The organism is Corynebacterium kozikiae (assembly GCF_024580965.1).
GTDB lineage: Bacteria > Actinomycetota > Actinomycetes > Mycobacteriales > Mycobacteriaceae > Corynebacterium > Corynebacterium kozikiae.
The window spans coordinates 1-23,709 of record NZ_JANIKJ010000007.1 but is presented as its reverse complement, the minus strand read 5'-3'; the positions used below and the strand labels follow the sequence as shown (position 1 = coordinate 23,709).

The following is a 23,709-nucleotide window of genomic DNA, read 5'->3' as shown; positions in this document are numbered from 1 at the left end:
AAGATGGGATGTAATTGTTATGGCCGGTGGACTCGCTGCCCTGCTTGATGACGTCGCGCTGATCGCGCGCACCGCAGCGGCAAACGTTGACGATGTGGCGGCCGCTGCCGCAAAAACTTCCGCGAAAGCTGCGGGTGTGGTGGTAGACGACGCCGCCGTGACCCCGCGTTTCGTGCAGGGCGTGCAGCCCGCCCGCGAGCTGCCGATCATTTGGCGTATCGCCAAGGGCTCGATGTTCAACAAGCTCGTGATCATCCTCCCCATCGCGTTGGTGTTGAACGCCATCGCACCGTGGGCGCTCACCCCGATCCTGATGGTGGGCGGCGTGTACCTGGCCTTTGAGGGTGCAGAGAAAGTGTGGGAGCTGGTCTCCGGCCAGCAGCATGAAAAAGAGGACGAGGCAGGCGCCAAGGACGAAGACTCGCTGGTCCGCGGCGCAATCACCACGGACCTCATCCTTTCCGCGGAAATCATGGCGATCTCCCTCAACGAGGTGGCTGACCAAACCATCTGGATGGAAGCTGCCGTGCTGATCACCGTGGCAATCGCAGTAACCGTGGGCGTGTACGGCGCCGTGGCGCTGCTGGTCAAGATGGATGACATGGGTCTGGCGCTCACCAAGAAAGAAAGCGGAGCTGCTCAGCGCTTTGGCCGCGGGCTGGTTTCCGCAATGCCAAAGGTGCTCAAGGTCATTGCATTCATCGGCATGTTCGCCATGCTCTGGGTTGGCGGCCATATCCTCCTCGTGGGCCTCGACGAGCTCGGCTGGCACGCTCCCTACGGCTTTGTCCACTCCATGACGGACAAGGTGGAGCACCTGGGCGGTTTTGTGATGTGGCTGGTAGACACATTCTTCTCCCTCATCTTCGGCCTCATCGTGGGCGCGGTCGTAGTGGCCATCATGCACTTCATTCCACACAAGAAGCACCAGCATGAGCGGCACTGCGCTGATCATTGAAGGCGGCGGCACGCGCAACAGCTACCTCGCCCCCATGGTGGAGCTGCTTATCGACGCGCGCCAGGACTTCGGGATGGTTGCGGGGATCAGTGCGGGCTCGTCGCTGGCTGTGGCGTACTTATCCAGGGATGCGGAGCGGGCCAAAGCCAGCTTCATCGACATGGTGGTGGACCCGCGGGCAGGGGGCTTTGGTTCCTGGCTGCGCGGCCAGGGGTATTTCAACTCGCGCTTTATCTACGAGGAATCCACCAAAGGGCCCTACCCCTTCAACTTTGAGGCATTCCGGCAGCATCCCAGCGCAATGGACATCAGTGCCATGCGCGCGGACACCGGGGAGACAGTGCATTGGGGCAAACAGGACTGCCCAACCGTAGACGATCTTGTGGTACGTGTACGCGCAAGCTCCACCATGCCCCTGTTCATGCCAATCACCTACATTGACGGTGCCCCCTATGTAGATGGCGCTCTTGGTGCCTCTGGAGGCCTGGCCCTAGATGCGGCCAAAGAGGCTGGCTACGAGCGTTTTGTGGTGTTGCGTTCGCGGCCGCGAGGGTTTCGTCGGAAGCCGAGCTCCGCTGGGCGAGTACTGCGCCGCTACCCCGCTGTCGCACGCGCCATAGGCACTCGCCATGAACGGTACAACGCCACCGCCGATGAGATCGACGCACTGGAGCAAAGCGGCGCGGCGTATGTGTATTACCCGGAACGCATGCTGATCGGCAACTCCGAGCGCAAATTAGCAAAACTTCAGGCAAACTACGAAGCCGGCGCTGAGCAGGCGAAACGCGAAATTGATGCCCTGCTCGGGTGGATGTGAGCTGCGAAACTCGTTCAATCTAAGCTCCACCAAGTTTTGCTGATACAGATGGTCTACAATTTTTATCTGCCGCCGCCTCGTGTGGCTCAGGCAACGTGAGTTGATCCAGAATTCGTGCGCAATAGCAAAACACCCGGCAAGTATTTCAGTATGCATTCCTCCAATAGTCTGTAGGCCATCAGATGCTCGATCAAAGAAGCAGGCACGCCTACGGATTGAATGTCTTCAGTGCGCCCGCCTCTTGCACTATCGCCTCGAACTGTGCTTCCGGGACCTGGTTCAACAGGTGGAGCGGTGACTGGTTGCCCCCAATCGCATTTGGAACCAGGTTTGGAAGTGGAGTCTGCCACCAGTCCAGCAGCGCCCTCGCTTTGTCAGTCCCATTCAGTTGTGTGCACGAAGAGAGGAGCTCTTTGTTGATCTCAGCAAGGGCGTCAATGATCTTTCCGCCGCGGAACTGGAAGGAGGGATAATACCTCAGGCCTCCTAATTCAACCTCAATGACTACTTCATGGCTGCGGTATGCGCGAAGAAGGCTTTTCTGAGCTGCCCGTTTAGCTGCTGCCCACTGTTCGGGTGTGCGAGACTTCGCCGTGGGCCTCGGCTCCGCAAAAGTAAGAGTTGCACGAGTTTGAGCCGCAGTGAGGATGTCTACTCGGTCAAGCAAACTAGCGGCAACCATTGGTCCACGATCAATGTGAAAACCCCTATCCCAAAGGGGGTTCTGCATCCAATTTTGTGGGAATCCCAGTTGCCCGATGCCAAAACCAAGGTCGCGGGACCGCTGCTCGATATATCTAACGAGGTCCGCCACGCTGTTGTCAGCGGGATCGATGCTCAACAGAAGGTATCTCATCACAAGGAGCACGCCGTAGAGCTTGTTGTTCACCCTATTATCAACGAGCGGAGCAAGGAGATCCTCGTTGCTTTTGCGTGCCTGACCGGGCGCGTCAATTAGGACGTCAAAAGCGCGATTCCACACACGGCCATAGTGAGCGCAAATGTTGCGCAACTGTCTGAGGGAATTAAGCCAGTTGGCCAGTGCGCCGCGATCTCCACGACCATCGGCGGAGTGGACTTGGAAGCGTGCAGCGAGAATCTCCTGGTCAGACTGTGGCATTAGTTTGTAAAGGTTACTCAGCAGTCCGAATGACATCACCTCCGTGGCCACCCAAATCGGTAAGTGAGGGCCGTAATGCTCACGAAAGTGAAGAACGAAGTCTCCTTTCGCGCGTCTCTCGTGGCGGTCGTATTCTTCGAGCCATTCGCAGTAAGCGGTGGTCGGTACAGTGCGCAGCAGCGGTGACTCTTGTGGAGCCCGCGTCATTGCGCCTAAAGCCTCAGGATCGCGGTGCGCGAATGTGCCGATCCTACCGAGTCGGTGACCGATGAAAAAACGGAACGCCGTCTCGATGATACTGAGCGCGTCCCCGAGCCTGCCGCGGAGCTCGTGATCAAACTCATAGAGCGCCACGACACGGGTTAGGCTGGTCCCAGGTAAGAACGTGTCCAGACGGATCTCTTGGCCAGCATCATTGAACCGGGGTCCAGGAGGCTCAGGGTGGTCACGGTAGATGTGCCAGTACCCCGAGAGCCGATAATATCCGTATTTTTCGAGGATGCTGGACGCGTACACGTCATCGCCGCAGTCCATGCCACGCGAACGTAGTCGGCGAATCTGTTCGGGGACACTTAGAAAAGGTTTCGCATAAGAACTATCCGGAGTCGTCACGCAATCATCACCCTCGTGTCCCCAGACACCGGGGCGCGGACAAAAAAGAACAGACCCGCGTCTCATCGCGAGAAGCAAGCCTGTCGTGTTGGTTCAAGTCTACACCCTGTGCCCGCTTCAGGTCAAGGAAGCGGGTCAGCTCTACCTGGTGGTTCAATGCGATGCACCGCGCCGTAGGTTTATTCATCGACAACCAGACCTGATAGTCGCTGTAAGTAGCCTCTCCCGGAGGCCTCGCCCCCATCGAACCAAGTGAATGGGTGACGTTCGGCCAGAATAGCAGGAAGAAGCGGGTGCCCTTGTAGGATCGGAACCTCCCATTCGTCCCATCTACAGATATCATCGAAACCATCCGATACAACGTCCCAGTCGTCGTCCCCGATCAGGTAAAAGTCGTCATCATCATCGACGGCACCCTGCGACGGGATCCGTTCGAAGAGTTCAGGCATGTCCTTCAGCAACGACTGCGCACCATCGAGTGCTGCGCCGATCAGAATCTCGTCGATTAGAGGCCCTGTACGGTCAAAGGGAAGCGTGCCCGCCTCGATTTCGTTTGAGATGACTCGGCAGCGTTGCTTGACACCTTCTACCCAGGCCCGATTCTCCCCCACAAGCATCATGACGCGAAGATCGAAATGGCAAAAAGGAGCAACTTCGTGGAGTGGTGCACTCGGATCCTGCAGCCACTCCGCAATCTCACCATCGGCCCAACTGTCCAGCTCGACAGCTATTGCATAAGCTTGCCGTGGCGTAAGCCGAGGCGAATTTCGCCATGAACTCGTGAACGCCTCAGCCGATTTTACGAGCGCTCGCTCGAACGCAGAAGTACCCTCGAGAACGTCCCCACAAGCGATCCGAGTTTTCACACTAACCGAGTCAGGGTCAGATTCCCAGCGTCGCCAAGTCGCGAGAGAGACCTTAGCCTGTCGAGCTGCGTCGGCTTGGGTCAGTTCAAGTTCAATACGACGTTCAGTACGTTCACTACGTTCACCCATAGCGTCAGAATACTGAGTACTCAGCAAGTAGTCAATCATCAGCTAGTAAAGCGCCTGGTTCCTAGGCATTGCACCCTGGTCGAGCCCCCGCCTCGACCGACAGCACCTAGCTACACATTGAACTTGAACTCCACCACGTCGCCGTCAGCCATCACATAGTCCTTGCCTTCTTGGCGGACCTTGCCTTGGGCTCGGGCTTCTGCCATGGAGCCGGCGGCGTCGAGGTCATCAAAGGACACGATCTCGGCCTTGATGAAGCCACGCTCGAAATCGGTGTGAATGACGCCGGCTGCCTTTGGGGCGGTGTCACCCTTGTGGATCGTCCAGGCGCGCGTTTCCTTGGGGCCGGCGGTGAGGTAGGTCTGCAGGCCCAAAGTGGCAAAGCCAGCCTTAGCCAGAGAGTGCAAGCCAGGCTCGGTTTGGCCAACGGACTCCAGCAGTTCCATGGCTTCTTCTTCGTCAAGCTCCAGCAAGTCGGTTTCCGTCTTTGCATCCAAGAACACCGCATCCGCCGGAGCAACCAGTGCCCGAAGTTCAGCCTTGCGCGCGTCGTCAGTGAGCACTTCCTCGTCGGAGTTGAATACGTAAAGGAACGGCTTGGCTGTCATGAGGTGCAGTTCGCGGATGAGCGTGAGGTCGATTTCGCCGTTCTTTGCTGCAGAGAACAGGGTGCGGTCATCCTCCAGGATTTCCTTGGCTTTTTGCGTTGCAGACACCACTTCAGCAAGGTCTTTGTTTTTCTTCGCGTCCTTTTCCAGCCGCGGCAACGCCTTCTCAATGGTTTGCAGGTCCGCGAGGATGAGCTCGGTGTTGATCACGGAAATGTCCGTGGAGGGGTCCACCTTGCCGTCCACGTGAATCACGTTGTCATCGGCGAATGCGCGGACAACTTGGCAGATGGCGTCGGCTTCGCGAATGTTCGCCAGGAAGGCGTTGCCCATGCCCTCGCCCTCGGAAGCACCCTTCACGATGCCGGCGATGTCCACAAAAGAGACGGTTGCGGGCAGGATTCGCTCAGAGCCGAAGATTTCGGCGAGCCGGTTCAGGCGGGTGTCCGGCAGCTCCACCAAACCGACGTTGGGCTCGATCGTAGCGAAGGGGTAATTCGCCGCGAGGACGTCGTTGCGGGTAAGGGCATTGAAAAGGGTGGACTTGCCCACGTTAGGCAGGCCGACGATACCAAGTGTAAGACTCACAAGGGGCTATCCTAGCAATCTTTTCTTGCACTTTTCCCCGCGGGACTGCCCACTCCCCCAACTTTTGGTTTCCCACATGTTGGGATTAAATCCGTTTATGCAGTAGTTTTAGGCGTACCTTCACCTCCTCACAGTCCTGCAACCACCCTTACTCGCAGGCCACTGTGTGAGGGCACGCGCTTACCCAGGAGCCCACCAAGCACCACCGAGCAAGCGCCTGAAACCTGAAAATCATTATTTTGAAAGGTTGGCTCATGGAAACTCAGAGTCAGCGCCGCGAAACATTCTCCTCACGGTGGGTGTTTATCCTCGCAGCTATCGGTTCCGCTGTGGGCTTGGGCAACATTTGGCGCTTCCCTTACGTAGCTTACGAAAACGGTGGCGGCGCATTCCTTGTGCCTTACTTCGTAGCACTTCTTACCGCCGGCATCCCACTGCTGTTCCTCGACTTTGCATTGGGCCACCGCTACCGCGGCTCCGCACCACTGGTGTTCCGCCGCTTCCACCCGAAAGCAGAGGCTGTGGGCTGGATCCAGGTAGGAATCAGCTTCTTCATCACCGTGTATTACGCCGCCATCATCGCTTGGGCCGCCATTTACACCGTAAAGTCCTTCAACCGCGCCTGGGGTGCGGACACCAACACCTACTTCTTTGCGGACTTCCTGCAATTCGATGAAACCGCTGCGTTCTCCTTGGACTTCGTGCCATCGATCACCCTCGCCCTGGCGCTCGTGTGGATTGCAGCGATCGTCGTCTTGGCGATGGGCGTGGACGCAGGCATTGGCCGCGTGTCCAAGTTCTTCATGCCGCTGCTCACCGTGCTGTTTATCATCGTGGTGGTGCGCGCGCTGTTCTTGGATGGCGCAATCAATGGCCTCAACGCCTTCTTTACCCCGAACTGGGAAGCACTGAAGAACCCCACCGTTTGGGTTGCGGCCTACGGCCAGATCTTCTTCTCCCTCTCAGTGGGCTTCGGCATCATGCTCACCTACTCCTCCTACCTCAAGCCGCGCTCCAATCTCACTGGTACCGCGCTCACCACTGCGTTCGCAAACTCCTCCTTCGAAGTGCTCGCAGGCATTGGCGTGTTTGCAACGTTGGGCTTCATGGCGCTGAGTCAAGGGGTTGCCGTGGATGAGGTGGCTACCTCCGGTATTGGCCTGGCTTTTGTAGCCTTCCCTGCCGTGATCAATGAGATGCCGTTTGGCGCGCTGTTCGGTGTGCTCTTCTTCGGCTCCTTGACCATCGCCGGCTTCACCTCCCTGTTCTCCCTGTTCGAGGTTGTGGTCTCCGCCGTCAAGGACAAGCTGAACTTGCCGCGCAAGACCACCGCAATTGCAACTGGTTTGCTCATGGCTGTGATTTCCTTGGTGCTGTTCTCTACCACCTCGGGGCTTGCCTCGCTGGATATCATGGACAAGTTCACCAACAACATCGGCATCGTGGCCATCGCCTTGATTTCCATCATCGTGATCGACTGGATTTTGCGCCGCATCGAGGAATTCTCAGCACACCTCAACATGGTGTCTTCCTTCCAGGTTGGCACCATTTGGCGCATCTGTGTGATCAACGTGACCACCCTGGTGCTGGGTTTCACGCTGTTCCAGGAGATCGCCGGACTGATTGCGGAACCTTACGGTGGATACACCACCACCCAACTTGGTTGGTTTGGTTGGGGCGTGATTGGCCTGATTGTTGTGGCATCGCTGGTGCTGAGTATGCTCTCTTGGCCGAAGGACACCCCAATCGACGGCCCTCCTGGCTCGGACTTCGGCGTGGAGCCAGTGCTCACCCGCATCCCTGGCAAGCCACGCAAATACGACCCTCAGCGGGTAGCCGGCTTTGCAGTTGAGCAGTACCGCAAGACTCGAGAGGAGAAATAACCATGTCCGGTATGGCAATCATGATGATGCTGCTGTTCATCGTGGTGATCTGGGGCGGGTTCGCCTTCTCCCTCACTTCCTTGATGAAGCACCCTGATGAAACCTCCGGCCAACTCGGTGATGCCGAGTACGCCACCGATGAAGTACTCATTGCCCAGGAGGAAGCAAAATAGTGCGCAATAGTGCAAAATGGTGAGCTGTGAACGCTCCCAATGCACCTCAAACGCCTCATGAAGACGCCCCGAATTCGAGCGCTACTACCAACGCGGATTCCGGTGCGGAACGTGAGGCGTTTTTGCATCCCAGCGACTCTCCCTCGGCGGAGCAAGCTGAGCAGGTGTTTGAAGAGCTGGAGGCCGCAGGTGGCGAGGTTGACCGAACTGAGGTGATCGCGGACGGCGTGCGGGTCCTCGCGCAATGGAGCCTGCGCCTGCTGATTATTGCCGCCGCGACCTTTGCCAGCTTCTACCTGATCCAGCAATTCTGGCGCGGCCTGCTGCCGCTCATTTTGGCCCTGATTGTGTGCACCGTCCTGTGGCCGCCCACCTTAGCGTTGCGGAAAGCCGGCTTGCACCCCGGTGTGGCTGCCCTGCTCACCATCCTGGCCTCCTTTGGTGCCTTTGGCACACTCATTTGGATGATCGCCCCAGACATTGGGCGGCAATCCCAAACCCTGTATTTCCAAGCGTTCGAGGGAATCCAGACGCTGCAGATCTGGGCACAGGGCCCGCCGCTGAATCTGGACGCTGACGAACTCAACCAGCAAATCAACCGCGCGGTGCAATGGGTGCAACAGCGCAGTGGCTCCATTGCGGGCGAAATCTTCTCAGGCATCGGCGCTGCCACGAGTGCACTGGTCACCCTCGGTATGGTGCTGGTGCTGACCTTCTTCTTCCTCAAAGACGGCGACCGCTTCCTGCCGTGGCTACGCTCAGTTGTTGGCCGCCGCGCAGGCTGGCACCTTACTGAGTGGCTCACTCGGTCTTGGATCACCCTCGGCGGTTTCATCCGAGCGCAGGCCATCGTGAGTTTGGTGGACGCGGTGTTCATTGGCCTGGGCCTGGTGATCGTGGGCGTGCCAATGGCTTTGGCGCTTGCGGTGCTCACCTTCATTGCCGGGTTTGTGCCGCTGGTTGGCGCCTTCGTCGCTGGTTTCCTGGCGGTGCTGGTGGCGTTGGTGTCACTCGGTATCACAGAGGCGATCATCGTGCTGGTGATCATCATCGCGGTACAGCAGCTCGAGGGCAATATCCTCTCCCCTATGCTGCAGTCGAAGGCGATGGACCTGCACCCTGTGATCATTCTGTTTTCAGTGACCGTGGGTGGCAGCCTCTTCCAGATCGTGGGTGCATTGCTGGCCGTGCCATTCGCGGCCATGGTTGCGGTGCTGTTGCGCTACCTCCAAGATATGACGGCGCTGCGAAGTGGCGAAAAGACGGCCGACCAGATCGAGTTCGCTACCTTCGCCGGCTCGATGTCCGGTAAATACGGCGAGGAAGCCGGCAAAGTTCGCGCCGCCAAGCGCAACCGGATCACCGATGCCTCTGATCGCTTCACGCAATTGTTCGGACGCCTCCACGATCGGTAGAATGTAGTCTCGTGTCTCAAGCTTTTCCCCGCAAGCGCGCTCGCAGCCACGCTGCCAATGGTCCTTTCTACGGGTTTTCCCTGTGGACCGCGTACACAGCGCTGCTCATAGCGCTCGCGGTGGGAACATTGTTTAGCGTCTACGCGGGCACCATCAGCACCTTCCACTTGGTACTCTTCGTGGTGTTCGCGCTTGTGTTTGCGCTGATCACGGAACCCAAGGCGTTGTTTTTATTTGTGGCTGCACTGCCATTTTGGTTTAGCCTCAGCGTGCTGGCGGCGGGTTTTATTGTGGTGATGAGCTCGGGAAACGCGTTTGGCCGCACACAACTTGTCACTTCAATCTATCCGCTCACCCAACATTTCCCGTGGATGGCGCTGACCACCCTCGCGGCAGCGGCACTCGCCTTTGGGCGCGTCGGCCTGCTGCGCCGCCAGCAACGTAACAGCGCGGCTCGTGCAGAACGCGCGCGGGAGCATCAGCAGCGCAGTAACGACGTTCTCCAGCAAGCAGCCACGAAGAGCCGCACGCAGGCGCAACGCTCCAGGACCTCAGGATCAGTGACGGTTGAGGAATTGCTTGCACGCAACCCGCGGCGCAACAGGCGCTCGTCTTTGGACTCCCCCGAGACCCGCGGCGCGCGCACGTATGCTCCCAAACCCAGCGCGAAGCCCGTTCAGGCACCAAAGCCAGCCACCCCGCAGCCAGTCACCCCGCAGCCAGCTCAGAACAAAGGCCCTCGCCGATTCAGCGAGGACCTCTACGCAGAAGATTAGTTGTGCTGCGGCCGTAGGTCGCGCGGCAGGGCGAAAGTGATTTTCTCCGCTGCGGTGGTGACCTCTTCCACATCACTAAAGCCGCGCTCAGCAAGGAACGCCAGTACTTCCTGCACCAAGATTTCCGGCACGGACGCCCCGGAGCTGAGGCCCACGGTGTGTACGCCTTCCAGCCATGATGGGTCGATCTGCTTGGCGTAATCTACCAGGTACGCCGCCTTAGAACCGGCCTGTAGGGCTACTTCCACGAGGCGCTTGGAGTTCGATGAGTTCTGGGAACCCACCACAATGAAAAGGTCACTGTCTGCGGCGATTGCCTTCACCGCTACCTGGCGGTTTTGGGTGGCGTAGCAGATGTCATCGCTTGGGGGATCCTGGAGGTGCTCGAATTTTTCGTGCAGCAGCTTCACGATCTCCATGGTTTCATCCACAGATAGCGTGGTTTGGGAAAGCCACACCAGCTTCTCGTTGTGCAGGAAATCAGGGAGCTTCTCTACTCCTTCCACGCCATCTACCAGGTGGGTGACGTCGGGAGCTTCACCGGCAGTGCCTTCTACTTCCTCGTGACCCTCGTGGCCCACCAGCAGGATGTGGTAGCCATCGCGAGCGAAGCGCTTGACCTCGTTGTGCACTTTGGTTACCAGTGGACAGGTGGCGTCCAGGGTTTTCAAGGAGAGGCTACGGGCTTCTTCGTGGACCGCTGGGCTCACACCATGGGCAGAAAACACCAGGTGAGCACCTTCTGGCGCTTCAAAGGTTTGATCCACAAACACCGCGCCACGTTCGGCGAGGGTATCCACAACATAGCGGTTGTGCACAATCTCTTTGCGCACGTACACGGGTGCACCGTACTTTTCCAGTGCTTTCTCCACGGTCTCCACGGCACGGTCCACGCCAGCGCAGTAGCCTCGTGGCGCAGCCAGAAGAACGCGCCCGTGGCCAGGGGTCGGGGCTAAGGCACTTTCGGTGGTTGCGTTTGCTGGGTTTGCTGCGTCAGTCATGGCAACCAGCCTAACCTATTTCCCGAGCTCGGCTTGTAAGAGCTTATATGATGGTGGAATGCAGCAAGAAGGCGGGCAAAAACGATGAGCCAAGCAGAGCAGGCAGCGCACTCACCAGAGGCCGCGTGGCCGGTGAGTGTGCTTAATGCCAAGGTGAAGGCGTGGATTGAGCGTTTGGGCTTTGTGTGGGTGGAAGGCCAAATCACCCAGCTCAGCATAAAACCCTCCTGGAAACTGAGCTACCTCACGCTGCGGGACCCAGAAAAGGAAGAAAGCGTCCAGATCACCTGCAACACGCAGTTGATGCGGGCGTTGAACCTGCAAGACGGAGACCGGATCGCCGTCTATGGCAAGCCCGCCTACTATTCCGGCCGGGGCTCCTTCTCTTTGTGGGTCACAGAGATCCGCCAGGTGGGTGTGGGTGAACTCCTCGCCCGCATTGAGCGGCTGCGCCACCAACTGGCCGCTGAAGGGTTATTCGACCCCGCCCGCAAAAAGCCCCTCCCCTTTTTGCCCAACAACATCGGATTAATCACCGGCCGCGGTTCGGCGGCTGAGCGCGACGTCCTGGCGGTGGCTCAGTCTCGCTGGCCGGGAGTGCGTTTCACCGTGCGCAACACCGCGGTGCAGGGCGCCCGCGCCGTCACAGAAGTAGTCGCTGCACTGCAGGAGTTGGAGGCCAACCCTGAGGTAGATGTGATCATCGTGGCCCGCGGCGGCGGCTCGGTAGAAGACCTCCTCCCCTTTTCCGAGGAAGCCTTGCAGCGCCAGGTGGCTCAGATGCAGACCCCGGTTGTCTCAGCCATCGGCCACGAGCCAGACACGCCGATCCTTGACAACGTCGCGGACCTGCGCGCCGCCACTCCTACCGACGCCGCCAAGCGGGTGGTCCCCGATGTCATCGCGGAAATCGCGCTCATCAAAGAACTACGCGTGCGCAACGCCCACGCCCTGCGCGGTTGGGTAACCACCCAGCACCAGCAACTCGCGGCGCTCCGCTCACGACCGGTTTTGGCTGATCCCATGGTACGAATCACCGCCGGCAGAGACGAGGTGCAGCGCTCATTAGGGCAGGTCAGGCGCGAAATTGGCCACAGGCTAGACAAGGAGCGGGCGCAGGTTGCGGGGTTGCGCTCGCAAGTTACCACATTGGGCCCGGGCGCTACCTTGGCGCGCGGTTATGCCGTGGTCCAGGTGTTGCCAAGGGACGGGTCGGAGCCCGAGGTGGTGACGTCGATCATGCAATCTCCCCCGGGGAGCCAGTTGCGCATTCGCGTTGCCGACGGCGCCATCACCGCGGCAGCCATGCAAACTCAAGCAGCGAAGTAAGGAAGATAATGAGCGTTTTTACCCCAGTTGAGGAACTTAGTTACGAACAGGCTCGCGATGAGCTCGTGGAAATCGTGCGCATCTTGGAGCTCGGTCAGATGAGCTTGGATGAGGCGCTGGCATATTGGGAGCGGGGTGAGGCGTTGGCCGCGCGGTGTGAGCAGCAGCTCGACGGTGCCGCGAAGCGCGTGGAGCAGGCCCTCGGTGTGGCTTCTGAGGAGGAGACTACAGAGGAGGAGTAGACACGGCCGCGGAGATGAGGGCGTTGAACTCCTCGTCCTGGGCGGCGCCGGTAAAGATCATGCGGACGTCGCTGAGGTCCACCACGCGGATGTCGCGAACATCACGCTCCTGAGAACCGTACACTTCTACGGTTGCGCCATCTACCTCGTAGCTATGTTCCAGTTCGCGGGGGTTTTGGTCAAAGCCTTTCACCGCGTTCTGGGCGGGCACGCCGGTTTGTACCATCTGCAGGTAGCCGTCCACGCCTTTCACCCAGCCCACGGAGACTGCGCTCTCCCCTGCCACAGCCATTCGCCGCGCAGAGTTGGGGACCCAGCCTTGTTCCTCCATCACGGTGGGATATCGCACGGGGAAGTCCATCGCACCGGTTTCCAGGCTCAGGAATGTTTGCGCATCAACCTCGTTGACAGGCACGTTCTCCGCGGTATCTCGCCCAAAGCTGCACATGCCGGTGAACGCCACGGCCAGGATCATCACCACCACGATGGCACCCAGGGAGTAGAAGATGTCTTTGCCGTCTTGGAAAATACGAGGTTTTTCTTCAGCCACGCTCACCAGTATGGCATGCACGCTGGACAAACAGAAACAGCGGATGCGAGTGGGATGAGGGTTAGGAACGGGTGGATGGTTCCAGGACCCGCTAACCACTTTTGGGGTTAGAATTTCCACACTTTCGGCGAAAGTAATGCCAAAATTAGACGGGTAGCACAGGTATCAACTTTTGGAGGCATCTCGCATGAATGCGGAAATCCCGGATCGTAACCTCGCCCTCGAGCTCGTTCGAGTCACGGAGGCGGCAGCGCTCGCTTCCGGCCGCTGGGTGGGGCGCGGCAAGAAGAACGAGGGCGACGGCGCCGCAGTGGACGCCATGCGCAAACTCATCAATTCCGTCCACATGCGCGGCGTGGTGGTGATTGGCGAGGGCGAAAAAGACGAAGCCCCAATGTTGTTCAATGGCGAGGAAGTGGGCACCGGCGACGGCGCCGAGGTAGACATCGCCGTAGATCCTATCGACGGCACCACGTTGATGGCAGAAGGCCGCCCGAATGCAATTTCCGTGTTAGCAGCTGCCGAACGTGGTTCCATGTATGACCCCTCCGCTGTGTTCTACATGAACAAGATCGCTGTGGGCCCGGAGGCCGCCGGCACCATTGATATCCAGGCCCCTGTGGAGCACAACATCCGCGCCGTTGCCAAGGCAAAGGGCATTGCCCCTGAGCAGGTCACCGTTGTGGTGCTGGACCGCCCCCGCCACGAGACCCTCATCCGGGATATCCGGGATGCTGGCGCGAAGGTACGCTTGATCCGCGACGGCGACGTTGCCGGTGCAGTAGCCGCAGCGCAAAACACGAACTCCGTGGACATCATGATGGGCATCGGCGGCACCCCCGAGGGCATCATCACCGCCTGCGCAATGAAGTGCATGGGTGGTGAAATCCAGGGCATGCTCGCACCAAAAGACGAGCAGGAAGCGGACAAGGCGCGAAACGCAGGCCATGACCTCAGCAAGGTGCTCACCACCAATGACCTGGTGACCTCAGACAACTGCTACTTTGTGGCCACCGGCGTGACCAATGGTGACATGCTGCGCGGCGTGAGCTACCGCAAGGACGGTGCAACCACCCGTTCCCTGGTGATGCGCTCCAAGTCCGGCACCGTGCGTTTCATTGAATCCGTCCACCAGCTTTCCAAGCTGCAGGAATACTCCGTAGTGGACTACTCCCAGAACGCCAAGTAAGTGAACTGGCCCACATTCGTGGGCCTTTTTTCCGCGCGTCACGCCGCGGACGTACAATGTTCAAAGGGTTCTTGGCGCATGCCGGAACATCACATACGTTTTTGCACATCAACACAAAAGGTGGATCTTTTACATGACCGAGCAGCAGTTCCGCATTGAGCACGACACCATGGGTGAAGTGAAGGTTCCCGTCAACGCTTTGTGGCGCGCACAGACCCAGCGCGCAGTGGAGAACTTCCCAATCTCCGGCCGCGGTCTGGAATCCACGCAGATCCGCGCAATGGGCCTGCTCAAGGCCGCCTGTGCCCAGGTGAACAAGGATCGTGGTCTGCTCCCAGCCGAGCAGGCCGACGCCATCATCGCTGCCGCCAAGGAAATCGCTGAGGGTAAGCACGACGCCGAGTTCCCAATTGATGTATTCCAGACCGGCTCTGGCACCTCCTCCAACATGAACACCAATGAGGTCATCGCCTCCATTGCCAAGAACAATGGCGTTGAGGTGCACCCCAATGATCATGTGAACATGGGCCAGTCTTCCAATGACACCTTCCCAACCGCCACCCACGTTGCGGCAACCGAGGCAGCCGTGAAGGACCTTATCCCCGGCCTCAAGGTGCTGCACGCTTCCCTCGATGCGAAGGCGAAGGCTTGGAAGCACGTTGTGAAGTCCGGCCGCACCCACCTCATGGACGCCGTCCCTGTTACCTTGGGCCAGGAGTTCGCTGGCTACGCACGCCAGATCGAGGCGGGCATTGAGCGCATCGAGGCCACCCTGCCACGCCTGGGCGAGCTGCCAATCGGCGGCACCGCAGTGGGCACCGGCTTGAACACCCCAGCCGACTTCGGCGAGAAGGTCACCGCTGAACTGGTGAGCCTCACCGGCGTATCCGAGCTGCGCGAGTGCGTGAACCACTTTGAAGCTCAGGCAAACCGCGACGGCTTGGTGGAGTTCTCTGGAGCAATGCGCACCGTTGCTGTCTCCCTGAACAAGATCGCCAATGACATCCGCTGGATGGGCTCCGGCCCACTGACCGGACTCGGCGAGATCCACCTGCCAGACCTGCAGCCAGGTTCCTCCATCATGCCTGGCAAGGTGAACCCAGTGCTCTGCGAAACCGCAACCCAGGTTGCTGCCCAGGTGATTGGTAACGACGCCGCCGTGGCATTCGCCGGTTCCCAGGGCGCCTTTGAGCTCAACGTGTTCATCCCGGTGATGGCGCGCAACGTGTTGGAGTCTGCTCGCCTGCTTGCTAACACCGCCCGCGTATTCGCTGAGCGCCTAGTGGACGGCATCGAGCCAAACGAGGAGCGCATGCGCACTCTGGCTGAGTCCTCCCCTTCCATTGTGACCCCGCTGAACTCCGCCATTGGCTACGAGAACGCAGCGAAGGTTGCCAAGACCGCTCTCAAGGAAGGCAAGACCATCCGCCAGACCGTGATTGACATGGGCTTTGTGGACGGCGAGACCCTTACTGAGGAAGAGCTGGACAAGCGCCTCGACGTCCTCGCAATGGCAAACACCGACCGCGACTAACCATTACTCACAACCGAAAAAGCCGTGAGGGAACCCTCCCCTCACGGCTTTTGCCGTGCCTCCTTAGGGCAGCAACTCCGCCACCCGTGCCTCTGCCACATCCAGGTAGGCGCGGAGCGCAGCGATGGCCTGGGCATACTGTTGCCGCTCCAGAAGGTCAAGCAACTCCACGTTTAGTTCAACAAAGCTCGCATGCATGTGCTCAGCGGAGCTTGCCCCAAAAAATGCAACCCTGGTTTGCATGAGCACCCCTCGGCCCGCTTTGCTTATGTACTCGGAACCCGCAAGGTCAAACATTGCTTGGTGGAAGGCGTAGTTCTGGCTACCCACCTCCATCCAGTCCCCTTGCACTCGAGCATCCAAGGCACGCTCCACGGCGTTGCGCATCCCCTGGAGGCCTTTTGCAACCGCTTGAGAGGGTAGCTCGCCATGTTCCAGCGCCTGCAGCACGGCAACCTGCACGATTCGGCGGGAACGGTAGAGCTCTCGGGCCTGTTCAGTGGTAATCACCCGCACAAAAACTCCCCGGTGCGGGAAGTAGTCCAACAACCCGTTATGCACCAGGCCCCGGAACGCTTCACGCAATGTATTGCGCGATACCCCCAGTGCCCCCGCCATGGAAATCTCGTGGAGCTGCTGCCCTGGCAAGTGGGTTCCGTGCAGAATGTCTTCCGATATCTGCTCAATGACGGCCTGAACTGTGAGTTTCACCGGGCGCGCGGGCTTGGTGCGAGGGGATGCAGGGGTTGATGCCATAACTCAGAGTGTAATTGGCGCAAAGTGTTTCAAATAATTTGGATCAAAATATTGTGTTGCGCACTACAAAGGCTTACTATCCTCTCAACTGTTGAACAAAATTGTTGAACAAGTCACGTTCAAGGAGGGATACATGCCAGAGTCACACGGTGCCCAGCGAAGCGGTGCCCTACAAAACGGTGCCCCACAGCACAGCCCCACGCTGAAACAGGCCGCAGCAAGCGCAACTACCCGCAGCACCCTGCTCGGGGCGATCTTCCTGATGGCCACCTCCGCAATTGGCCCGGGCTTCCTCACCCAAACTGCAACGTTTACCGCACAGCTGGGCGCCGCCTTTGCCTTCGCGATCGTGGTCTCAATCATCATTGACATCGCGGTGCAGCTCAATGTGTGGCGCGTGATCGGCATTTCCGGCATGCGCGCCCAGGAGTTGGGCAACAGCGTGCTGCCAGGCCTTGGTTGGGTGCTCGCGGTGCTCATCGCCATCGGTGGAGCGGTGTTCAACATCGGTAACATCGCCGGCGGCGGCTTGGGGCTCAACGCAATGTTGGGCCTGGACGCCAAAATTGGTGGCGCAATCACGGCGGTAATCGCCATCGCTATCTTCCTGTTCAAACAGCTCGGCGCTGCACTAGACAAGATCTTGGTTGCTCTGGGTGTCATCATGATGGCGCTGACCATCTACGTTGCCTTCGTGTCTGACCCACCAGTGGGTGATGCCCTGCGCAACAGTGTGTTGCCCGAGCAGGTGGACTGGCTCACCATCACTACGCTCGTTGGCGGCACTGTGGGTGGCTACATCACCTACGCTGGTGCACACCGCATGCTGGACTCTGGCCTCACCGGCAAGGAGCACGTCCAGGAAGTCTCCCGTTCCTCCGTGACTGGCATTTTGCTGACCGGCGTGATGCGCATTGCCCTCTTCCTCGCCGTGCTCGGTGTTGTTGCAGGTGGCGTGGTGCTGGACACCAAGGCAAACCCAGCGGCACAGGCATTCGAGTCCGCTGCCGGTGAAATCGGCCTGCGCTTCTTCGGCGCGGTCCTCTGGGCTGCCGCGCTCAGCTCCGTAATTGGCGCGAGCTACACCTCTGCATCCTTCCTGGTGGCCAACAAGCCAGAAAAGAAGCAACTGCAGAACTGGATCACCATCGGTTTCATTGTGCTGAGCTGCAGCGTGTTCCTGGTGCTGGGCACCGCGCCAGCCGCCCTGCTGGTGTTCGCCGGCGCCTTCAACGGCCTGGTGTTGCCAATTGGATTCTCCCTCATCATTTATGTAGCTGCGATGCGTTCGAAGGATCTCCTGCACGGCTACCAATACCCAAAGTGGCTCATCGCCATTGGCCTCGCCGCGATGGTGGTGGCGTGGTGGTTGGCATGGCGTAGCTTCGGCGGCGTCTTCCAATTGCTCGGCATCTCCGGCTAGCGGCACACAACGTTAGGATTGCAATCATGGCGCATATTGATCTCAACGCTGACCTCGGCGAAAGCTTCGGCGCATACATCATTGGTGCTGATAGCGAAATGCTCCAGGTGGTTTCCAGCGCGAACATCGCATGCGGTTTCCACGCCGGAGACCCGCAGGTGCTGTTGGCAACAGTCCGCAAGGCGGCAGAGCTCGGCGTCCGAGTGGGCGCGCATCCTGGGTACCGCGATCTTCAGGGTTTCGGCCGCAGGAACATCGCCTACTCCCCGGATGATCTTTTTGCTGAGGTGGTGTACCAGATCGGCGCCGTGCAGGCGGCAGCGGCGGCTGCTGGAGTTTCGGTGGAATACGTCAAGCCCCACGGTGCGATGTATAACACCATCGCCCAAGATGCCGCGTTGGCGAAGGCGGTGATCGCTGCGGTGCAGGCGGTGGATCCGAATCTGCGCCTGATGTGCCTCGCCGGAGCGCCGATTGTGGGTTGGGCGGCAGATGCTGGACTGCGCACCATTCAGGAGGCGTTCGCTGACCGGGCCTACACCCCTGAGGGCACCCTGGTTCCGCGCAATATCCCAGGCGCGGTACATCACGATCCACTGACGGCTATTGCCCAAGCCAAGGCGTTGGCGACAGGTGAGCCGGTAGTGGCCATCGACGGCTCCGACCTTCACCTTCAAGCTGAATCCATCTGCGTCCATGGCGACACCCCAGCCGCAGTGGAAATGGCCCGCGGCATCCGCGCTGCCCTCCAAGAGGCAGGCGTTGAGGTCAAGCCATGATAGAGATCCTCCCCTGCGGTGACCAGGCGGTGCTCATCGACCTTCCCAGCAACCAGGTCCAAGCCCTCAACGCCGCGCTGCGCAAGGCCGCGGTTCCAGGGATCATAGACATCGTCCCCGCCGCAAACACTGTGCTCCTCACACTGGACACGCGCAAGATTAGCCTTGCCGACGCCCACAGGATCGTCGGTTCCCTCACGTTGGATTCGGGGGCTGAGGAAGGCAGCGGGAAGGTTGTTGAAGTCCCGGTGACGTACACCGGCGAGGACCTTCAGGAGGTTGCGAACCAGGTAAAGATGAGCGTGCCGGAGCTCATTGATTGGCATGGTCAGACGCAGTGGATTGCCTCTTTTGGCGGATTTGCGCCAGGGTTCATGTATCTGCAGCCGCACCATGAGGCCCCGTTGGCGGTGCCTCGGCGAACCAGCCCCCGCACCGAGATTCCCGCGGGGTCGGTGGCGCTTGCGGGACCTTTTTCAGCGGTGTACCCAAAGGCCTCACCCGGTGGCTGGCAATTGATTGGTCACACGGATGCGCAGATGTGGGATACCACCCGCGAGCAACCCTCTCTCATCCAACCGGGTGATGTGGTGCGCTTTGTGCAGGTGAAAGCTCATGTTTGAGGTCTTAGCAACGGGCCCGCTGGCATTGTTTGAGGATCGAGGACGCTTTGGATATGCCGCCACGGGTGTGGGGGCTTCCGGGGTGTTCGACCGCCTCTCTGCCGCCCGAGCCAATCATGCGGTTGGCAATCAGCCCCAGGCGCCTGTCCTTGAGGTGCTCATGGGTGGACTGCACTTGCGGTGCCTGCACAGGGCAATGGTGGCGGTGACCGGTACCCAAGCCACAATCACCATCACTAAGGCGAATGGCTCCACGGTGCATAGCCCCACCAACTATGTGCTTGATGTGGAGGCTGGCGACGAAATCACCCTCGGCCCCGCCGAATATGGGCTGCGGGCGTACCTCGCGGTTCGCGGCGGATTTGCCGTGGAATGCGAGCTTGGCTCGGCAAGTTTTGACGTCCTTTCAGGGCTCGGACCTGCCCCGCTGAGCGTAGGCGATATCCTGCACGTGGATAACCTGGTGGAAGACCCCGCCTGGTGGCCGCAGATCCGCACGCTACCCACGTTGTGGAAGAGGATGGAACAGGAAACGCTCACGGTGATCCCTGGCCCGCGCCAGGATTGGTTCACCGCTGACTCCCTGCTGCTGTTTTTGCGTCAGGAGTACACGATCACCGCAGACTCGAATCGTGTTGGCCTGCGCCTTCAGGGCGAGCAACCCTTGGAACGCTTCCGCACCGGAGAGTTGCAAAGTGAGGGCATGGTCCGGGGTTCCATCCAGGTCCCACCCAATGGGCAGCCAGTGGTGTTCGGCCCGGACCACCCCGTGACCGGCGGCTATCCGGTGATCGCGGTCCTCACATCGCGAAGTTGCGACCGTGCCGCGCAGCTCGGACCCGGCGACACCGTTCGTTTCCACTTGGCCTAGTGGCCTCCTCCGGGGTGAACGCCCGCGGCGGTGGCGTCGGAAATCTCCGGCTTCGGGAGGAGCTTTTCGTAGATGTCGGTGTCGCGCCACTGCCCCGCGAGCTCCCCGTAGGTCATTTTTGCGAGGTGGGAGAAAGTGCCCACTTTTTCAAAGCCGCGGGAGAGATGTAGTTTTGCGGAACCCTCGTTTTCCGGGAAGATCCACGAGTGGATGGACCATTTCCCCAGTTCAATACACTTGTCAATGAGCGCATCCAACAGCGCCCCGCCGATTCCACGGCCGGCGGCGTCGGGGTGCATGTAAATGGAGTCTTCTACCACGCCATGGAACACCCGGCGCGTGGAGATGGGTGCGGCGGAGACCCAGCCGAGGAGTTTTTCGTCGTCGTCAGCTTCCACGGCCACAAACACCGTCCCGGGCAGTTTCGCGGTGGAGAAGTGCTCCCAACTGGGTGCCTCAGTCTCATAGGACGCGTGCCCGGTGCCGAGGCCTAACAGGTAGATCTGCTGCACTTGGCCGAAGTCGGTGCGGCGGAATGGGCGAATCACAAAGTCGCGGCCGGAATCCAAGCTAGTCATAACCAAGTATTGTTCCTTCTATTTCCGCTTCCTGCCACCTCGGTTGCCGCTGGCCTTTTTCGCGGGGCGTTGTCCTGGCTTTTTCACCCGCTTCTTCGTTGGTTTCTTCCGCTGATCGGCCTGGCGTGAGGAGGCCAGAGTGCGCCCCTTTGCAATGCCCACGAAGTCCTGAATCATCTCCCCATCATCAGTTTTGTGCCACACTAACGCGATCTGCGTGGCAAAATCCGCCCCGGCGAGCTCGCGATGTTCAATCTGCTTTCCAGACAGCACCTTTAGCAAGGGTCGCGGGCCGGTTGCGTAGCCGACGTTCGCAGCCACCACACCGAGCGCATCCCGCAGCGCCGCGATGTCTCCAGGGGCTGCACTTGGAAACAGATAGTTGGCGTGTTCCCCGGCGAGCTCCGCCACGGGAACGGGTTCAAAAAGAGTGAGGGTGTGCTCTTTTGGCAGCGCCACACCTGGACTCTCCTCGTACAGGCGCACCAGGTGGAGAGTATCGCTGAGGGCACGCTCGTCCGGCAGGCGTACTAAGGCCAGGTTGGTGGGGTCGCTTGGGTCCAGGAGTTGGGCCAGAGGGTCATCGCTCGGGGTGGTTTCCAAGCCGTAGGTGGTGCGGTCACGGTAGCGTTCAAACCACTTGCCGGGCTCGGTGCCAGTCACAAAAGATAGGTGCAGCATGCACGCAATGCTACCGTTGTGGTTGTGAATGAAGAATCTGTGCGCAAGCCGTCTGGCACCGCAATGAAACCCCAGACCGCAGCAAAGAAGCTCGGCATCTACCTGCCAGCCACTCCAGAGGAGTTCCAAGCAAACGCTTTGACCCATGATGAATTTGTGGCCCTTCAACAAAACCCACCACAGTGGCTGGTTGACTTGCGCCGTGAAGGCCCGCACCCCCGCCCCGTGGTGGCACAAAAACTCGGCATCACCATCACCGCATTGAAGCGCAATGACTACGACCGCGCGCTCACCACTGCGGAAATCAAAGCATTGCTGGCGGATCAGCCCACCTGGCTGCGCGAGGCCCGCACTGCCCTAGCCCAAGCCCGCGTTGAGCGCGGCGAGGTTACGGCGGATCCTACCGACGAGGCCGAATCTCAATAAACAAACCTTTTGTAACCCACACCACACGGTGTGGGTTTTTCTGTTGTTTTCATACTTTTTGCACTCGGTGCAAAAACAGGATTATGCTCAAGCCATGCCGCAACACGATGCCGCCTCGAGCCGGCGCTCAAAACACATCAACCAGTACAAACTGATAGAACTCCACGCAACAACTTTGGTATTGGAGCGCGGCTATTCACTGGTTACGGTGGAAGAGATCGCACAGGCCGCTGGCGTATCCAAGCGGACATTTTTCAACTATTTCCAAAACAAACAGCAAGCGGTGCTGGGCACGGGCCCTCGGCGTCCAACGGAGGAGGAAGAACAGCGCTTCCTCACTACCGTGCACCCGGACCTCCCCTTAGCGGTGTTACGCCTGTGCACCAATGCCGCGTTGAGCCCTGAGCACGACCTCTACTTTGACGCTGCAACACAGCGGCGCCGCAAGGCGATCATCGATCAAGACCCTGCGCTCTTCCACGAGTTCATGAGCCGAGTCCACAACCTCCACCCGCACTTTGAATCGCTCATCGTGCGCTATTTGGAAGCTCACCCAAACCAAAGACGCACCGCGCTCAGTCTGGAAGTTGAGGCTTCATTGCTATGCAATCTGAGCTTTGCAGCCATGCGTGCCGCTGCGAACAGTAATGAGAATTTCCTAGCACCAGAAGAGCTCCGCGCCTTGGGCGAGCAAATGCTCCAAGGTATCCGACACATCGCTTAAACGAACAAAGGAACCCCTGTTGACCACGACTACACAAACCCAAGGGTCTGTGATGACCCCAGAACAGCAGCGCCGCGCCTGGTGGGTACTCTCTGCGCTCATGGTGGCCATGATGCTCGCAAGCCTCGATCAGATGATTTTTGGTACTGCGCTACCGACGATCGTCGGCGAGCTCGGCGGCATGGACCACATGAGTTGGGTGATCACCGCCTACCTCCTCGCAGAGACCGTGATGCTCCCAATTTACGGCAAGCTCGGCGATCTCATCGGCCGCAAGCACCTCTTCATCGGCGCCCTGGTGATTTTCCTGGTGGGATCGGTGCTCGGCGGCCTCGCGCACACCATGACCTTGCTCATTGCCGGCCGCGCAGTGCAGGGCATTGGCGCTGGTGGCCTGATGATTCTTTCCCAGGCGATCATCGCGGATATCATTCCAGCCCGTGAGCGCGGGCGCTACATGGGCGTGATGGGTGGCGTCTTCGGTCTCTCCGCGGTGCTCGGTCCGCTACTGGGCGGCTGGTTCACCGAGGGAATTGGCTGGCGCTGGGCGTTCTGGATGAACCTCCCGCTGGGCTTGCTCGCGATCGCTGTGGCCTGGAAATTCATCCAGATTCCGGCGTTGCCAAAGCAACAGGTTCGCTGGGATTACTTGGGTACCGTATTTATGATCATCGCATCTGTGTCCCTGATCTTGTTCACCACCTGGGGTGGATCAACCTACGAGTGGTCTGACCCTGTAATCATCGGTTTGATCGCAACCTGCCTAGTGGCCGCCGTTGTGTTGGTGTTCGTGGAATCCCGAGCGGAAGATCCGCTGATTCCGCTGCAGTTCTTCCGCAACCGCAATTTCACGCTCACCACCCTGGCCGGACTGGTACTGGGTATCGCGATGTTCGGCGTCCTCGGTTACCTACCCACTTACATGCAGATGTGAGGTTACCCTCGTTTAGTGGACACCCTATTTGTACGGATCTTGTGTCCGTAGGAGAGGATGTTCATTGTGAGTCAACAGCGCAAGAAGTACACGCCGGAGTACCGGCGTGAGGCCGCGAACCTGG

At 59.4% G+C, this 23,709-nt stretch carries 23 protein-coding genes and 2 pseudogenes; 17 read left to right on the top strand and 8 right to left on the bottom strand.

Features of this window, described 5'->3' with window-relative positions; genetic code table 11:
• Window positions 1-19 precede the first annotated feature (19 nt).
• Together NQ018_RS06030 and NQ018_RS06025 are read left to right on the top strand one after the other, a co-directional pair.
• Window positions 20-958 carry a DUF808 domain-containing protein gene (locus NQ018_RS06030; RefSeq protein WP_257059502.1) on the top strand — a complete coding sequence of 313 codons (939 nt, stop codon included), beginning with the start codon at window positions 20-22 and terminating at the stop codon, window positions 956-958.
• Window positions 933-1,775, top strand: coding sequence for a patatin-like phospholipase family protein (locus NQ018_RS06025; RefSeq protein WP_257059499.1), 843 nt, complete (start codon window positions 933-935; stop codon window positions 1,773-1,775). Before NQ018_RS06030 ends, NQ018_RS06025 begins: the two co-directional genes overlap by 26 nt.
• Before the next feature lie 208 nt (window positions 1,776-1,983).
• Here NQ018_RS06025 and NQ018_RS06020 read toward each other — a convergent pair whose 3' ends face one another.
• The 3 genes from NQ018_RS06020 to ychF form a co-directional block, all read right to left on the bottom strand.
• On the bottom strand, window positions 1,984-3,429 hold the full coding sequence (locus NQ018_RS06020) for an Abi family protein (RefSeq protein ID WP_257059497.1): 1,446 nt from the start codon (window positions 3,427-3,429) through the stop codon (window positions 1,984-1,986).
• A gap of 257 nt (window positions 3,430-3,686) precedes the next feature.
• The gene (locus NQ018_RS06015) at window positions 3,687-4,502 is read right to left on the bottom strand and encodes a helix-turn-helix domain-containing protein (protein WP_257037714.1); all 816 of its coding nucleotides are present in this window, start codon (window positions 4,500-4,502) and stop codon (window positions 3,687-3,689) included.
• Between the two features lie 110 nt (window positions 4,503-4,612).
• Window positions 4,613-5,698 carry a redox-regulated ATPase YchF gene (gene ychF / locus NQ018_RS06010; protein ID WP_257059493.1) on the bottom strand — a complete coding sequence of 362 codons (1,086 nt, stop codon included), beginning with the start codon at window positions 5,696-5,698 and terminating at the stop codon, window positions 4,613-4,615.
• A gap of 254 nt (window positions 5,699-5,952) precedes the next feature.
• On the opposite strand from ychF, the gene NQ018_RS06005 reads away from it, so the two are divergent.
• The 4 genes and pseudogenes from NQ018_RS06005 to NQ018_RS05990 all read left to right on the top strand — a co-directional run bounded on the left by NQ018_RS06005 (window position 5,953) and on the right by NQ018_RS05990 (window position 9,945).
• Window positions 5,953-7,581, top strand: a complete 1,629-nt coding sequence (locus tag NQ018_RS06005) for a sodium-dependent transporter (RefSeq protein WP_257037716.1) — start codon at window positions 5,953-5,955, stop codon at window positions 7,579-7,581.
• A 2-nt stretch (window positions 7,582-7,583) separates the two neighbouring features.
• The gene (gene metS, locus NQ018_RS06000; RefSeq protein WP_257037717.1) at window positions 7,584-7,754 is read left to right on the top strand and encodes a methionine/alanine import NSS transporter subunit MetS; all 171 of its coding nucleotides are present in this window, start codon (window positions 7,584-7,586) and stop codon (window positions 7,752-7,754) included.
• Between the two features lie 164 nt (window positions 7,755-7,918).
• A pseudogene (locus tag NQ018_RS05995) lies at window positions 7,919-9,106 on the top strand (AI-2E family transporter); the annotation flags it as partial.
• Window positions 9,107-9,180: 74 nt separating this feature from the next.
• Window positions 9,181-9,945: a DUF6542 domain-containing protein gene (locus NQ018_RS05990; RefSeq protein WP_257059491.1), complete on the top strand. Its 765-nt coding sequence runs from the start codon at window positions 9,181-9,183 to the stop codon at window positions 9,943-9,945.
• Here NQ018_RS05990 and NQ018_RS05985 read toward each other — a convergent pair.
• On the bottom strand, window positions 9,942-10,946 hold the full coding sequence (locus NQ018_RS05985; RefSeq protein WP_257059489.1) for a 4-hydroxy-3-methylbut-2-enyl diphosphate reductase: 1,005 nt from the start codon (window positions 10,944-10,946) through the stop codon (window positions 9,942-9,944). The two genes, NQ018_RS05990 and NQ018_RS05985, sit on opposite strands and share 4 nt — an antisense overlap.
• An 84-nt stretch (window positions 10,947-11,030) precedes the next feature.
• On the opposite strand from NQ018_RS05985, the gene xseA reads away from it, so the two are divergent.
• On the top strand, window positions 11,031-12,275 hold the full coding sequence (gene xseA, locus NQ018_RS05980) for an exodeoxyribonuclease VII large subunit (RefSeq protein WP_257059487.1): 1,245 nt from the start codon (window positions 11,031-11,033) through the stop codon (window positions 12,273-12,275).
• Between the two features lie 8 nt (window positions 12,276-12,283).
• Window positions 12,284-12,517, top strand: a complete 234-nt coding sequence (locus NQ018_RS05975; RefSeq protein WP_257059485.1) for an exodeoxyribonuclease VII small subunit — start codon at window positions 12,284-12,286, stop codon at window positions 12,515-12,517.
• On the opposite strand, the gene NQ018_RS05970 is transcribed toward NQ018_RS05975, so the two are convergent.
• Window positions 12,501-13,067, bottom strand: a complete 567-nt coding sequence (locus NQ018_RS05970; protein ID WP_257059482.1) for a DUF4245 domain-containing protein — start codon at window positions 13,065-13,067, stop codon at window positions 12,501-12,503. The two genes, NQ018_RS05975 and NQ018_RS05970, sit on opposite strands and share 17 nt — an antisense overlap.
• A gap of 187 nt (window positions 13,068-13,254) precedes the next feature.
• On the opposite strand from NQ018_RS05970, the gene glpX reads away from it, so the two are divergent.
• Window positions 13,255-14,256 carry a class II fructose-bisphosphatase gene (gene glpX / locus NQ018_RS05965; protein WP_257059478.1) on the top strand — a complete coding sequence of 334 codons (1,002 nt, stop codon included), beginning with the start codon at window positions 13,255-13,257 and terminating at the stop codon, window positions 14,254-14,256.
• Between the two features lie 133 nt (window positions 14,257-14,389).
• A complete protein-coding gene (locus tag NQ018_RS05960) occupies window positions 14,390-15,790 on the top strand; it encodes a class II fumarate hydratase (RefSeq protein ID WP_257037724.1) in 1,401 nt (466 codons plus the stop codon).
• Window positions 15,791-15,853: 63 nt separating this feature from the next.
• Here the strand turns inward: NQ018_RS05960 and NQ018_RS05955 are convergent, their stop codons facing one another.
• The gene (locus NQ018_RS05955) at window positions 15,854-16,546 is read right to left on the bottom strand and encodes a GntR family transcriptional regulator (protein WP_257059476.1); all 693 of its coding nucleotides are present in this window, start codon (window positions 16,544-16,546) and stop codon (window positions 15,854-15,856) included.
• 133 nt (window positions 16,547-16,679) lie between these two features.
• On the opposite strand from NQ018_RS05955, the gene NQ018_RS05950 reads away from it, so the two are divergent.
• Genes NQ018_RS05950 through NQ018_RS05935 form a run of 4 tightly spaced genes read left to right on the top strand, consistent with a single transcriptional unit; the run spans window position 16,680 to window position 20,242 of the window.
• Window positions 16,680-17,969, top strand: a complete 1,290-nt coding sequence (locus tag NQ018_RS05950; protein WP_257059474.1) for an NRAMP family divalent metal transporter — start codon at window positions 16,680-16,682, stop codon at window positions 17,967-17,969.
• 26 nt (window positions 17,970-17,995) lie between these two features.
• Window positions 17,996-18,748, top strand: a complete 753-nt coding sequence (locus NQ018_RS05945; RefSeq protein ID WP_257059471.1) for a LamB/YcsF family protein — start codon at window positions 17,996-17,998, stop codon at window positions 18,746-18,748.
• Entirely contained in the window at window positions 18,745-19,371 is a 627-nt protein-coding gene (pxpB, locus tag NQ018_RS05940) for a 5-oxoprolinase subunit PxpB (protein ID WP_257059468.1), read from the top strand. The genes NQ018_RS05945 and pxpB overlap by 4 nt, the downstream gene beginning before the upstream one ends.
• The gene (locus NQ018_RS05935) at window positions 19,364-20,242 is read left to right on the top strand and encodes a 5-oxoprolinase subunit C family protein (RefSeq protein WP_257053949.1); all 879 of its coding nucleotides are present in this window, start codon (window positions 19,364-19,366) and stop codon (window positions 20,240-20,242) included. The genes pxpB and NQ018_RS05935 overlap by 8 nt, the downstream gene beginning before the upstream one ends.
• Here the strand turns inward: NQ018_RS05935 and NQ018_RS05930 are convergent.
• Together NQ018_RS05930 and NQ018_RS05925 are read right to left on the bottom strand one after the other, a co-directional pair.
• Complete coding sequence (locus NQ018_RS05930; RefSeq protein WP_257037730.1) at window positions 20,239-20,820, bottom strand: GNAT family N-acetyltransferase; 582 nt, start codon at window positions 20,818-20,820, stop codon at window positions 20,239-20,241. The two genes, NQ018_RS05935 and NQ018_RS05930, sit on opposite strands and share 4 nt — an antisense overlap.
• Window positions 20,821-20,838: 18 nt before the next feature.
• Window positions 20,839-21,501: a type 2 periplasmic-binding domain-containing protein gene (locus NQ018_RS05925; RefSeq protein WP_257037731.1), complete on the bottom strand. Its 663-nt coding sequence runs from the start codon at window positions 21,499-21,501 to the stop codon at window positions 20,839-20,841.
• A gap of 63 nt (window positions 21,502-21,564) precedes the next feature.
• Between NQ018_RS05925 and NQ018_RS05920 the strand changes: the two genes are divergently transcribed.
• The 3 genes and pseudogenes from NQ018_RS05920 to NQ018_RS05910 all read left to right on the top strand — a co-directional run.
• The gene (locus tag NQ018_RS05920) at window positions 21,565-21,927 is read left to right on the top strand and encodes a DUF5997 family protein (protein ID WP_257037755.1); all 363 of its coding nucleotides are present in this window, start codon (window positions 21,565-21,567) and stop codon (window positions 21,925-21,927) included.
• A gap of 94 nt (window positions 21,928-22,021) precedes the next feature.
• On the top strand, window positions 22,022-22,651 hold the full coding sequence (locus NQ018_RS05915) for a TetR/AcrR family transcriptional regulator (protein ID WP_257059466.1): 630 nt from the start codon (window positions 22,022-22,024) through the stop codon (window positions 22,649-22,651).
• 52 nt (window positions 22,652-22,703) lie between these two features.
• Window positions 22,704-23,582, top strand: a pseudogene (locus tag NQ018_RS05910) (MFS transporter); the annotation flags it as partial.
• Window positions 23,583-23,709 lie beyond the last annotated feature (127 nt).